At 60.2% G+C, this 12,160-nt stretch carries 11 protein-coding genes and 1 pseudogene; 7 read left to right on the top strand and 5 right to left on the bottom strand.

Features of this window, described 5'->3' with window-relative positions; all coding sequences use genetic code 11:
- Positions 1–35 precede the first annotated feature (35 nt).
- Together LJX92_RS27095 and LJX92_RS27090 are read left to right on the top strand one after the other, a co-directional pair.
- Positions 36–1,277, top strand: a pseudogene (locus tag LJX92_RS27095) (chemotaxis protein); the annotation flags it as partial.
- Positions 1,278–1,427: 150 nt separating this feature from the next.
- Positions 1,428–2,183, top strand: a complete 756-nt coding sequence (locus LJX92_RS27090) for a methyl-accepting chemotaxis protein (protein ID WP_371920298.1) — start codon at positions 1,428–1,430, stop codon at positions 2,181–2,183.
- Between the two features lie 128 nt (positions 2,184–2,311).
- On the opposite strand, the gene LJX92_RS09885 is transcribed toward LJX92_RS27090, so the two are convergent.
- The 4 genes from LJX92_RS09885 to LJX92_RS09870 are packed head-to-tail and all read right to left on the bottom strand — an operon-like array spanning position 2,312 to position 4,903.
- On the bottom strand, positions 2,312–3,625 hold the full coding sequence (locus LJX92_RS09885) for a sensor histidine kinase (RefSeq protein ID WP_032876820.1): 1,314 nt from the start codon (positions 3,623–3,625) through the stop codon (positions 2,312–2,314).
- Positions 3,622–4,290: a response regulator transcription factor gene (locus tag LJX92_RS09880; RefSeq protein ID WP_005786867.1), complete on the bottom strand. Its 669-nt coding sequence runs from the start codon at positions 4,288–4,290 to the stop codon at positions 3,622–3,624. Before LJX92_RS09880 ends, LJX92_RS09885 begins: the two co-directional genes overlap by 4 nt.
- Positions 4,290–4,601: a PepSY domain-containing protein gene (locus LJX92_RS09875; RefSeq protein ID WP_078820847.1), complete on the bottom strand. Its 312-nt coding sequence runs from the start codon at positions 4,599–4,601 to the stop codon at positions 4,290–4,292. The genes LJX92_RS09880 and LJX92_RS09875 overlap by 1 nt, the downstream gene beginning before the upstream one ends.
- On the bottom strand, positions 4,601–4,903 hold the full coding sequence (locus LJX92_RS09870) for a PepSY domain-containing protein (RefSeq protein WP_005786863.1): 303 nt from the start codon (positions 4,901–4,903) through the stop codon (positions 4,601–4,603). Before LJX92_RS09870 ends, LJX92_RS09875 begins: the two co-directional genes overlap by 1 nt.
- A 159-nt stretch (positions 4,904–5,062) precedes the next feature.
- Between LJX92_RS09870 and LJX92_RS09865 the strand changes: the two genes are divergently transcribed.
- The 5 genes from LJX92_RS09865 to codA all read left to right on the top strand — a co-directional run bounded on the left by LJX92_RS09865 (position 5,063) and on the right by codA (position 9,988).
- Complete coding sequence (locus tag LJX92_RS09865) at positions 5,063–6,142, top strand: patatin-like phospholipase family protein (RefSeq protein ID WP_228309680.1); 1,080 nt, start codon at positions 5,063–5,065, stop codon at positions 6,140–6,142.
- A gap of 96 nt (positions 6,143–6,238) precedes the next feature.
- Positions 6,239–6,595: a 6-carboxytetrahydropterin synthase QueD gene (queD, locus tag LJX92_RS09860; RefSeq protein ID WP_003190259.1), complete on the top strand. Its 357-nt coding sequence runs from the start codon at positions 6,239–6,241 to the stop codon at positions 6,593–6,595.
- A 65-nt stretch (positions 6,596–6,660) separates the two neighbouring features.
- Entirely contained in the window at positions 6,661–7,284 is a 624-nt protein-coding gene (locus LJX92_RS09855) for an NUDIX hydrolase (protein ID WP_228309679.1), read from the top strand.
- A 149-nt stretch (positions 7,285–7,433) separates the two neighbouring features.
- Entirely contained in the window at positions 7,434–8,702 is a 1,269-nt protein-coding gene (gene codB, locus LJX92_RS09850) for a cytosine permease (RefSeq protein WP_228309678.1), read from the top strand.
- Positions 8,703–8,752: 50 nt separating this feature from the next.
- A complete protein-coding gene (gene codA / locus LJX92_RS09845) occupies positions 8,753–9,988 on the top strand; it encodes a cytosine deaminase (RefSeq protein ID WP_032876831.1) in 1,236 nt (411 codons plus the stop codon).
- Positions 9,989–9,996: 8 nt separating this feature from the next.
- Here the strand turns inward: codA and LJX92_RS09840 are convergent, their stop codons facing one another.
- Positions 9,997–12,147 (bottom strand): lipase family protein, encoded by a 2,151-nt coding sequence (locus LJX92_RS09840; protein WP_228309677.1) that lies wholly within the window; start codon positions 12,145–12,147, stop codon positions 9,997–9,999.
- Positions 12,148–12,160: the final 13 nt, after the last annotated feature.

Here is a 12,160-nt window from a genome sequence, read left to right as displayed (position 1 = left end):
ACTGTTTCCATGTGCTTTCAGGTAAGGATGTCCCGATGTCGCTCAGGCAGCTCTCCATTCAATGGAAAATCACCCTGCTGGCGGGCCTGTGCCTGCTTGGGATCGTGACCCTGCTGGTGGGTCTGTCGCTGTATCGCATGGCGCAGAGCTCGGAGCAGGTCAAGGCGTCCAGCATGAAGATGCTCGACGAAGCCGCCCAGGCGCGCATTGAGGCCCAAGGTGAAGTGCAGGCGCTGGGCATTCGCCAGCAGTTCATGGATGCCTACCAATATGGCCATGGGTTTTCCCGCCAGGTACTGTTTTTGCGCGAACAGGCGGAGAAACGCTTTCTCGATGCCTTCGACACCCGTGAAGACCTGACCCGCCAGGTCAAGGCCGCCTTACAGGCCAACCCCGACCTGCTGGGTTTGTCCCTGGTATTCGAAGCCAATGCGCTGGATGGCAAAGACGAGCTATTCGCCAACCAGGCGGAACTGGGCAGTAATGACAAAGGCCGGTTCGCCCTGTATTGGTCGCAACCAACGCCGGGCAAGATCACCTCAATGGCGCTGCCTGAAAGCGACATGACCGACACCTCCATTAGCCCAAGCGGTGAAAAAGCCAACGCCTGGTTCACCTGCCCGCGCACGACCCTCAAGCCGTGTGTGATCGAACCCTATTTCTATGTGATCGACGGCCAGAACGTGCTGATGACCAGCATCGTGTTCCCGCTGATGGTCAATGGCAAAGTCATTGCGTCACTGTCGGTGGACATCAACCTCAACAGCTTGCAGGCCGTGAGCCAACAGGCCAGCCAGAAGCTGTACGACGGCCAGACCCAAGTCAGCATCCTCAGCCCCACCGGCTTGCTGGCCGGCTACAGCCCGGATGCCAGCAAACTCAGCCAGCGCCTGGAGCAGGTCGACACCGCCAGCGGTGCGCAGTTGGTCAGTGCCTTGGCCAACAGCACCCAGACCCACAGCCTGCGCACCGACCAGCAACTCAAGGTGCTGGCGCCGTTTGCGCCGATCCCAGGGGGCAAGTCGTGGGGCGTATTGCTGGATGTACCGGGAAAAGTTCTGGTAGCCCCCGCCGAGGCGCTGAAAACCCAGCTGGACGCTGACAATGCCAAGGGCACCTTGCTGGAACTGGGCCTGGGCCTGCTGGCCGCTGTGGTTGGCTTGGTGCTGGTGTGGTTGATGGCGCGCAGTGTGACTCGGCCGATTCTTGGCGTGGCGCATATGCTCGAAGACATCGCCAGCGGCGAAGGCGACCTGACCCGGCGCCTGGCTTACAGCAAACAGGACGAACTGGGCCAATTGGCTGGCTGGTTCAACCGTTTCCTCGACAAGCTGCAACCGATCATTGCCGAGGTAAAGCGCTCGGTGCAGGACGCCCGCGGCACCGCCGACCAGTCCGCCGAGATTGCTACGCAGACCAGTGCCGGCATGGAACAGCAGTATCGCCAGGTGGATCAGGTGGCCACCGCGTCCCATGAAATGAGTGCCACCGCCCAGGACGTCGCCCGCAGTGCCGCTCAGGCGGCCCAAGCTGCGAAGGATGCCGACCAGGCGACGCGCGAAGGCTTGACCGTCATAGACCGCACCACCGCCAACATTGGTGACCTGGCCGCCGATATGAGCACCGCCATGACCCAGGTGGAAGGCTTGGCCGCTAACAGCGAGAAGATCGGCTCGGTGCTCGAAGTGATTCGTGGCATCGCCGAGCAGACCAACCTGTTGGCGCTCAACGCCGCTATCGAAGCCGCCCGTGCCGGCGAGGCCGGGCGAGGTTTTGCGGTGGTCGCCGACGAAGTGCGCAACCTGGCACGACGCACCCAGGAGTCGGTGGAAGAAACCCGCCTGGTGATCGAACAATTGCAAAACGGTACTACCGACGTGGTCAGCTCCATGGGCAACAGCTATCGCCAGGCCCAAGGCAGCGTCGAACAAGTCGGCCAGGCCGTCACGGCCTTGCGCCAGATTGGCGACGCCGTCACGGTGATCAGCGACATGAACCTGCAAATCGCCAGCGCCGCCGAAGAGCAAAGCGCGGTGGCCGAAGAGATCAACAACAACGTGGCGACCATTCGCGATGTAACCGAGTCGCTGTCGGAACAGGCCAATGAGTCGGCGCGGGTCAGCCAGGCGTTGAACAGCCTGGCCAACCAGCAGCAGGGGTTGATGGATCAGTTTCGGGTCTGAATGCAGCAAGGCTTTTCTGTGGGAGCCGGGCTTGCCCGCGATGCAACACCTCGGTATTTCAGGCAAACCGAGTCGATGCTATCGCAGGCAAGCCAGCTCCCACATTTTTGAACTGGGGTGGGTCAGTGCTAGCGGCGTGGTAGCTCGATCAATACCTTGAGCCCACCCAGCTCACTTTCCTGCAACTGCAACACCCCGCCCCACACCTCAACGATGTCCCGCACGATCCCCAATCCCAGGCCATGGCCGACCCTCTGCTCATCCAGGCGTGCGCCGCGACTGAATACCTGGTCGCGCTGGGCCTGAGGAATGCCCGGACCGTCGTCCTCCACCGCTAACACGTAGCCCCGGGGCGTCTCGCTGACGCTCAAGCGCACCTCGGCATCCGCCCACTTGCAGGCGTTGTCCAACAGATTGCCCAGCAGTTCCAACAGGTCTTCACGGTCCCAGGGCAAATGCAGACCCGGCGCGACATGATAGGCGAGGTCCAAGTGCTCACCATGGATCATGCGCAGGGTGGCCAACAAACCGGGTAGTTCTTTTTCACAGTCAAACAGTGCACCCGGCAGCGCATCGCCCGCCAGGCGGGCACGGTTAAGCTCGCGATTGAGGCGCTGCTGCACCTGTTCCAGCTGCTCGCGCAACAACTGGCTCAACTGCGGATGATCCTTGAGCGCATCACTGGAGGCTGCGCTCAACAGCACCGCCATAGGGGTTTTCAGCGCATGGCCCAGGTTGCCGAGGGCATTGCGTGAGCGCTTGAGGCTGTCTTCAGTGTGGGCCAGCAAATGGTTGATTTGCGCTACCAGCGGTTCCAGTTCCTGCGGCACCTGAGTGTCGAGTTGGGAGCGCTGGCCTTGCTGCAGTTGGGCGATCTGGTTGCGCGCCGTCTCCAGCGGGCGCAAGGCGCGACGCACGGTGACCCGTTGCAGCACCAGCACCAGCAGCAGCGCCACCACCCCCACCACCAGGCCCACCTGACGCATCAGGCGAAAGCTTTCCCGCACGGGTGTGTAGTCCTGCGCCACGCTGATGGAAATCAACTTGCCAAAGCGCTTGTAGTCCGAGCGCAACACCAACAACTGCTGACCTTCCGGGCCCAATTGCAGGTTGCCCTTGAGCCCCGCCTCCGGGAGCCTGGGCAGCTCCTGATCCCACAGTGAACGGGAGCGCCAATGGACATCGGCAAAGTCGATACGAAAATAATGCCCGGAGAACGGCCGCTGATAAGCCGGCGACAGGCGCTGTTCATCCAACTGGACGCCGTTGGGCCCGCGCACCAGCGCCACCAGCAGGTTCTCGCTGTCGTTGCGCAAGCCCGCCTCCAGGTAGCGCTGCAAGCCTGCTTCGAACAGCAAGAGGCTGGTCTGCGCCAGTACCACGCCGACGATCACCATCACGCTGATCAACCCCAGGCTCAGGCGCCGCTGGATCGACTTCATGCCGGGGTGGCGCCAAACCGGTAGCCCTGGCCGCGCCGGGTTTCGATCACACTGCGCCCCAGTTTGCGGCGCAGATGGTTGACATGGACCTCCAGTACATTGGAGTCACGCTCGGTCTCGCCGTCATATAAATGCTCGGCCAGATGGCTTTTGGACAGAATCTGTTCGGGGTGCAGCATGAAATAGCGCAGCAAGCGAAACTCAGCGGCCGTCAGTTGGATCTCGGCGCCATCGCGCAGTACACACTGGCGACCTTCATCCAGATGCAGGCCGGCGGCTTGCAGCGTTGGCTGGTTGGCTTGGCCGTGGGAGCGGCGTAACAGCGCCTGGATGCGCAAGTACAGTTCTTCGGGGTGAAAGGGTTTGCTCAGGTAATCATCGGCTCCGGCCTTGAGCCCTTCGATACGCTCGGCCCAGGAATCGCGGGCGGTGAGGATCAGTACCGGGATGGCCAGCGCGGCGGCGCGCCATTGCGCCAGCACCTCAAGCCCGGGCAAGCCAGGCAGGCCAAGGTCGAGGATGATCAGGTCATACGGCTCGCTGCGCCCTTGATACACGGCGTCGCGGCCATCGGCCAGCCAGTCGACCGCATAGCCCTGGCGCTGCAGGCCGGCCAGCAGTTCGTCGGCCAGGGGCACGTTGTCTTCCACCAGAAGCAGGCGCATCAGTCTTCCTCATCTTTGATCAACACACCATTGGTCGCGTCCAGCTTGATCTCGCGTACCACGCCTTCGGTAGTCACCAATTCCACTTCATAGGCGTATTGCCCGTGTTTCTTTTCCAGCTCGGCCTCCAGCAGCCGCGAGCCGGGATAACGCGCCATGGCTTGGTGCAGCAGCTGTTCCAGCGGCAGAATCACGCCCTGCTGGCGCAGGGCCAGGGCTTCATCCTGGTTGAGGTCGCGGGCCGCCAGGCTGGAGCAAAAAATCATGAGCAACAGCGCCACTCGACTGCCGACGCGTAAATTTACCTTCATTACGTATCCTGATGATTCTTGAGAACCTGCCCGGTGAGCGCGTTCAATTCAACGTCCCATTCAATGCCGTCGGCATCTTGCAGCTCCACTTCGTAGACGTACTTGCCGTATTCCTCATCCAGGTCGGTGTCCAGTAGCGTCGAACCGGGGTGAAGGGCCAGGGCCGTGGCTTCCAATTGATCGAAAGCGACAATAGTAACAGTGGCGGGCACGATCAGTGGCTTGTCAGGGTCCGCCGCGGCGGCCTGGGTCGCCGTAACGATGATGATAGCGGCGGCGCCCAGAACAGTGAGGCGCTTCATGATAAGTCTCCGTTACATGATGTTTTCCTACGCCGGTCACGGTACCTGTCGCAACTTAACTGAAACTGAATTGCCACCATGGCAATTTCCAAGCGGACCGTTTTCCCCACTGCCAGCGAGATTTTCTATAATGCTCCGCTTGCCTCAACAGAGACCGGTATGACTGCCATCCATATCAAGTTCCCTGCCTTGACCCTCAAGGCAGGCAAACGTGCGTTCAGCCACATTCGCGAACAGGGACTTGCGCCTGCCGACGTGGGTATCCTCCCCGGTGCGGCCGGTGGCCCCAAGGCCCTGGGTATCCAAGGGCTGGACTTGGCGCTGTTCGGTGACTGGTTGCCGCGCGCACCAAGGGAACGCGCGCTGATCGGCGCCTCCATTGGTTCGTGGCGGTTTGCCAGCGCCTGCCTGCCCGACCCGGTGCAAGGCTTGCTGGACCTGGGCCGCTTGTATAACGAGCAGCGCTTTGCCAAGGGCGTGACCATGGCCGAAGTCAGTCAGAGCTGCCAACGGATGCTCGATGACCTGCTGGCCGGCCGTGATGCGCGGGTGCTGGACAACCCCGACTACCGGCTGAACATCATGGTGGTCAAGAGCCACGGGCTGCTTGCCGATGACCACCGTGGGCGGCTGGGGCTGGGCTTGTCGTCGGTAATTGCCGATAACCTGCGGGGCCGCGCCCGGCTGTCGCGGCATTTCGAGCGGCTGATCATCCACGACCCGCGCCAGGCGCCGCCGGTACATCCGCTCAAGGACTTTGCCTCGCGCTTCATCGACCTGGAACTGGGCAACCTGCGCCAGGCGCTACTGGCATCCGGCTCAATCCCCATGGTCATGCAAGGCGTGCGCGACCTGCCCGGCGCCGGAGCCGGCACCTACCGCGACGGCGGCCTGCTGGACTACCACCTCGACCTGCCCTATCACGGCGATGACATCGTGCTGTACCCGCACTTCACCGACCGAGTCATCCCCGGCTGGTTTGACAAGGGCCTGCCGTGGCGACGCAGCAACCCGCAAGGCTTGCAGGATGTATTGTTGCTGGCGCCATCCAGGGACTACCTGGCCCGCCTGCCCCACGGCAAACTGCCAGATCGCAGTGACTTCAAGCGCTTTATGGGCGACGACCCGAGCCGCAACAAATATTGGCAAACCGCGATGAGCGAGAGCCAGCGGCTGGGGGATGAGTTCCTGGCATTGGCAGATAACGGTAAATTGGGCGAACACTTGCAAGCCCTTTGACCCCATAGGGCCTGCTGGCGAGGGGCGGTATGCGCAAGGGTTGATCAAACTGTTAAACTCGCCGCCTGCCAGACACCTGACCGAGCTGAAAACACTGTGGAAATCTTCAAGGAATTTACATTCGAATCCGCCCACCGCCTGCCCCACGTACCGGAAGGCCATAAATGCGGGCGCCTGCATGGGCATTCGTTCAAGGTGGCCATCCACCTGAGCGGCGACCTGGATCCCCATACCGGCTGGATTCGCGACTTCTCGGAGATCAAGGCGATTTTCAAGCCGCTCTATGAGCGCCTCGACCACAACTACCTCAATGACATCCCCGGCCTGGAAAACCCCACCAGCGAAGTGCTGGCCAAGTGGATCTGGAATGAATTGAAACCTCTGCTGCCGGAGCTCAGTGCAATCCGCATCCATGAGACTTGCACCAGCGGCTGCATCTATCGCGGCGAGTAAGCGGTAGCGTGTTGGAAAAACCACCTGCGGGTGGTTTTTTTTGGAAATGCCTACAGGAGAACGTGATGGAAAACACCTGGCTGACCCACGCCAAGCGCTTGCAGGCACTGGCTTCCACGGGGCTGCATTTCTGCACCGATGATTTCGAGCGCGAACGTCTGGAAGAAATTGCCCTGATCGCCCACACCATGCTGGCGCAATTGGGCAACGTGCCGCTGGAGCGTATCAACGGCCTGGTCTCGGATTTTGCCCAGAGATATTCGACGCCAATGATCGATGTACGCGGTGCAGTGATCGAAGGTGAGCGGATTTTGCTGGTACGGGAGTCGACGGATGGCTGCTGGGCATTACCGGGTGGTTATGCCGACATCGGTTTGTCGGCGGCCGAGAACATTATCAAGGAAATCCGCGAAGAAGCCGGGCTGACGGTCACCGCAAGGGCGTTATACAGCGTGACGCACAAAGCCAAGGGCTTGTACCGGCCGGATGTGAGGGATTTCTACAAGTTGTACTTCCTGTGTGACCGGGTGGACCAACTCGCGCCCATGGCAGGTTTTGAAACCACCGAAGTCGGTTTTTTCACACTGGATGATCTGCCGCCCCTGTCTCGCGGGCGCACGATTGAAAGTGATCTTGAGGCGGCCTTTGCGTTTCATCGGGGTGAGACCACGCAGACGCTGTTCGACTGAGCCAGTTTGGCTCACCGCTGCACTGCTTCTGCACCGGATTGGGCTGGGGTAACTTGAAGGGGCTTGCTTGCGCTAGCTGATATCTACCCGCCTCTGCGTTGGCACGCACGATGCAAACGAGCTGCGTCACTACTCAGGGAGCAGCCCCCATGACGCAGCAACCACCTGGCAACGATTACCCCCTCAGCGAAGTCCCCCTGCATGCGCGCAAAGGCCTTGCGTCCACGGCCATGGTGTTGCTGGGTTTTACCTTTTTTACCGCAACCATGTTTGCCGGCGGCAAGCTGGGGGTGGCGTTCAATTTCATCGACATGCTCGGCGTCGTGGCCCTGGGTAACCTGTTGTTGGGTATCTATGCCGCAGGCCTGGGTTACATCGCGTTCAAGAGCGGCCTGAATTCGGTGTTGATGGGGCGTTTCTGTTTTGGCGAAGTGGGCAGCAAGCTCAGCGACTTGATCCTCGGTTTTACCCAGATCGGCTGGTATGCCTGGGGCACTGCCACGGCGGCCGTAGTATTGGGCAAGTATTTCCAACTGAGCCCAGGCAGTGTGCTGGGGTTGATGATGGTGTTTGGCTTATTGTTCTGCGCCACCGCCTATGTGGGGTATCGCGGGCTGGAAATCCTGTCCTGGATCGCAGTGCCTGCAATGGGGTTATTGTTGATCCTGTCGATGTGGGTCGCCACGGTGAAGGTCGGCGGGCTACCGGGGCTGCTGGCGGTGGTGCCGACCGCAGAGTTGGACTTGTCCACGGCGATTACCCTGGTGTTCGGCACCTTCGTCAGCGGTGCGACCCAGGCCACTAACTGGACGCGGTTTTCGCGCTCGGCCAAGGTCGCGGTGCTGGCCAGCCTGATCGGCTTTTTTATCGGCAATGGCCTGATGGTGCTGATCGGCGCCTATGGCGCCATCGTCTATCAGCAACCGGATGTGGTAGAGGTTTTACTGCTGCAAGGTTTCGCCATGGCCGCGATGGCGATGTTGCTGCTCAATATCTGGAGCACCCAGGACAACACCATCTACAACTTCGCCGTCGCCGGTTGCAACCTGCTGCGCACCCAGCGCCGCAAAACGGTGACCCTGGCCGGTGCAGTAATCGGCACCCTGCTCGCCTTGCTTGGCATGTACGACCTGCTGGTGCCCTACCTGATCCTGCTGGGCACCGTGATCCCGCCGATTGGCGGGGTGATCATGGCGGACTTCTTCTATCGTTATGGCGGCCAATATCCGCGCCTGGCGGATGCTCGCCTGCCGGCATTCAACTGGCCGGGTCTGGTAGCGTATGGGGTGGGTACCGTACTGGCGTTCAATTCGCCATGGGTCGCGCCGCTGGTGGGAATTGTTGCCGCATCGCTGACCTACGTGTTGCTCAGCGCCATACTACGCATCATGACCGCCGGGGCATCGATATCGCCTTGAGGATCCGGCGGCTGCCTGCCTGATTGTTTTTAGCCAAGAGGAACTTGACCATGCACATCATCAATGCCCGCCTGCGCAACCGTGAAGGCTTGCATGATCTGCACCTGGAACACGGCCGGATCGCCAGTATTACTGCGCAAACCAGCGTTCCCACGCTCGCGGCCGGCGATCTGGACGCCGCCGGCAACCTGGTGATACCGCCTTTCGTCGAACCCCACATCCACCTTGATGCCACGCTCACTGCCGGCGAACCGCGCTGGAACATGAGCGGTACGCTGTTCGAGGGGATCGAGTGCTGGGGGGAACGCAAGGCCACCATTACCCAGGAAGACACCAAGGCCCGGGCCAAAAAAACCATCCAGGCCCTCGCCGCCCACGGTATCCAGCATGTGCGCACGCATGTCGACGTCACCGACCCGGACCTCACCGCGCTCAAAGCCATGCTGCAAGTGCGTGAAGAAAGCACGCACCTGATCGACCTGCAAATTGTTGCGTTCCCCCAGGAGGGCATCGAGTCGTTCCGCAATGGCCGCGAGTTGATGGAGGAAGCCATTCGCCTGGGCGCCGACGTAATCGGCGGCATCCCCCACTTCGAATACACCCGCGATCAAGGGGTCAGTTCGGTGAAGTTCCTCATGGACCTGGCCGAACGCACCGGTTGCCTGGTGGACGTGCATTGTGACGAAACCGATGACCCTCACTCACGCTTTCTCGAAGTACTTGCCGAAGAAGCCCGCAGCCGCGACATGGGCACCCGCGTCACCGCCAGCCACACCACCGCCATGGGCTCCTACGACAACGCGTACTGCGCCAAACTGTTTCGCCTGCTGGGGCATTCCGGCATCAGCTTTGTGTCCTGCCCCACCGAAAGTATCCACCTGCAAGGCCGCTTCGACAGCTTCCCGAAACGCCGCGGCGTCACCCGTGTCAACGAGTTGCTCGAAGCCGGCATGAACGTGTGTTTCGGCCAGGACTCCATCGTCGACCCCTGGTACCCGTTGGGTAATGGCAACATCCTGCGCGTGCTGGAAGCCGGCCTGCACATCTGCCATATGCTCGGCTACCGCAACCTGCAAAGCGCGCTGGACCTGGTCACCGACAACAGTGCCAAGGCCATGGCCCTGGGTGACCGCTACGGTCTGGAAGCCGGCCGCCCTGCCAACCTGCTGATCCTGTCGGCCGACAGCGACTACGAAGTCATTCGTAGCCAGGGCCTGCCGCTGTACTCGATCCGCAATGGCAAGGTGCTGATGAAGCGGCAACCGGCACAGGTGGAGTTTATGTAACCCGGTGGCTAGACGATGGAGTCGATATCCAGTGTTTGCGCCCTTGCCAGATCATCGTGGGAAGGCGGTGGGATGCTGGCAAATTGAGCAGGCTCGCGATTCTCACGGTGGCTGAACCAGCGTTTGAGGCTGGCGTGCAGGTGCGCAGCCTCCGCATGACTGCCGTAGACATCGCGGGCTTGAAGGCGACGCCAGCGCAGGCTGGCCAGACGCTCACGGCTGGTGTGCAAACGGTCGATCTCGGCGTTCAAGGCATCGTTGGTTTCATGGCTGCGATCATTGGCAGGGCGTAGACGGGCGAGGTCACGCCGTTTGGCCCGCAGTTGCGCGCGCATGTCCTCAAGAGCCTGGTCGAGCAGCTCAAACTCCCTTGGAGTCACCAAGGGGCCTTGGCTATCCAGGGTTTGTTGCCAGCGCCGCAATGTAGCCCAGGCCGCAGGGATGTAGCTGGTGGTCATGAAGTGTTGACCGGCCTGAAAAAGCTGCCTCAATAGATTGTCGCGGTCGGGCATGTCGCCCTGCAGTTGCAATGCGCGATTACAACCCGCCTCTTCGATGGACTCACAGCCCGGCTTCCATAACACCGAAGAATGGGTGCCATCCGGGAGCGTGATCGGCATGAAGTGATGTTGTTCACCATGATGTTGATAGGGGTTGCCCCCCATGCGCACCAACCCGGCGGCGAACAACAGGCCACCGGGTACAGGAGCACTGAATAAGGTGATGGCACCGGGTATCCAGAGTTTGGCGGTGGTGTTCATCCACGGGGCGGGGACACTAGGCACGGGGTCGTTGTGATTGACGATGCGGTGGTGGACCAGTGATGAAGCGCCGGCAGTGAGTTCGGAGTCAGCGGCACGGGGCGCCCCATAGGTGTAAAGGAGGATGTTGTAGTGGGCGTCCGGCGTTCGGCGCAGTCCTTCGGCCAACAGCAATGCAATGGCGCCGCCGAGGCTGTGGCCGCAAATTACAATGCGTTGGCCGGTGTGAAACTGATCAAGGTATCGCAATACGAAATCACGCATAGCCCGGTAGGCTTGATAAAATCCGTCATGCACTTTTCCAACGCCTTCGGCAAACGCTACCTGATGGGCGTCTGCGTCACGTAGCACATCGGCACGGCTGACGGTTCCTCGCACAGCGATCAGGATTACCTCATCGTGGTGAGTGATGAAAGCCTGGGTGTCGGTGCCGAATTTTTCGTCATCGAAAAAGTGCAAGCGCGCAGGGTGCTCCTGTTCTTCCTTCAGTTCCGGTCGGTTTTGGGGATACAACTCAGGATCGAATGGCAGGATTTCGAAACGGCTGGAATAAGGGACCTCTTCATAGAGCGGATAAAAACGCTGCACTTGCTTCGGGTCAATTCGCCAGGCTTCGTGATACAACGAAAGCTGTTCAGCGAATAAATTTCCAACGCTTGGATACAGCGGAAACCGGACTTCATGCAAAGGCCTTTCTGAGGGTTCCTGCCCAAAATCGCAATAACTCAACGCGGCAAACAATGCGAGCTGGTACAGGTTCAGGGCACTGAATCTGTCTTCAATACATAGCATTGGGCGCAACGCCCGTAGTGGTCGTACTTCGAGGACAGTGTGGTTGTTGGGGAACAGTACGATACCTGACAACGTTGGCTCGGGTGGGCCGAATCCAAGGTCGGCCATCATTTTCAGTACATGACGTTTGGGACTATGGGCACGAGGCGTTAGCGCAGGTAAGTGGGCAACATGGCGTACTAGATCCCTGACTTCGACTTGGTAGAATCGGTTGGCTTGTTGTTGTGCAGGATTAGCCTCAACGCGACGCCCATCGGCCATAGCAAATCCAGTCTGCTCAGCACGAACTTGAAGCTCGGTAACTGGAAGCTGATAGGTGGGTCGCATCATTAACCGACGATATGGCTGCCCTGCTCCTGAATACAGGTCATCAAAAACAAGGATGACGGGACCGCTATTAATATTTTCCAGCTTGGCAAAGCCTTCTCCATTCAATCTGCCCTTGTACTGCTGTCCTACACTGTCGCGGACGGTATATGGCAGGCCGCCATACGTCGCGCCAACTCCGAGCTCATCGACCAGGCAAAAGCTGACCCAGTGCCCTCGCAATGAACAAGCTGGCGCACTGTCGCTGAAAAAGGATCGCTTCCTTGCGTCCAAATACATGGCTTAACTCCTT

The sequence above is a fragment of the Pseudomonas sp. HN8-3 genome, from assembly GCF_020790195.1.
GTDB lineage: Bacteria > Pseudomonadota > Gammaproteobacteria > Pseudomonadales > Pseudomonadaceae > Aquipseudomonas > Aquipseudomonas synxantha_A.
This window is presented reverse-complemented; position numbering and strand designations above follow the sequence as displayed.

Coding starts and splice junctions, on each gene's coding strand:
- LJX92_RS09865 (WP_228309680.1), top strand. CDS start 5,063: ATGACTGCCATCCATATCAAGTTCCCTGCCTTGACCCTCAAGGCAGGC.
- LJX92_RS09880 (WP_005786867.1), bottom strand. CDS start 4,290: ATGCGCCTGCTTCTGGTGGAAGACAACGTGCCCCTGGCCGACGAACTG.
- LJX92_RS09870 (WP_005786863.1), bottom strand. CDS start 4,903: ATGAAGCGCCTCACTGTTCTGGGCGCCGCCGCTATCATCATCGTTACG.
- codB (WP_228309678.1), top strand. CDS start 7,434: ATGACGCAGCAACCACCTGGCAACGATTACCCCCTCAGCGAAGTCCCC.
- LJX92_RS09840 (WP_228309677.1), bottom strand. CDS start 12,147: ATGTATTTGGACGCAAGGAAGCGATCCTTTTTCAGCGACAGTGCGCCA.
- LJX92_RS09875 (WP_078820847.1), bottom strand. CDS start 4,601: ATGAAGGTAAATTTACGCGTCGGCAGTCGAGTGGCGCTGTTGCTCATG.
- codA (WP_032876831.1), top strand. CDS start 8,753: ATGCACATCATCAATGCCCGCCTGCGCAACCGTGAAGGCTTGCATGAT.
- LJX92_RS09855 (WP_228309679.1), top strand. CDS start 6,661: ATGGAAAACACCTGGCTGACCCACGCCAAGCGCTTGCAGGCACTGGCT.
- LJX92_RS09885 (WP_032876820.1), bottom strand. CDS start 3,625: ATGAAGTCGATCCAGCGGCGCCTGAGCCTGGGGTTGATCAGCGTGATG.
- LJX92_RS27090 (WP_371920298.1), top strand. CDS start 1,428: ATGGAACAGCAGTATCGCCAGGTGGATCAGGTGGCCACCGCGTCCCAT.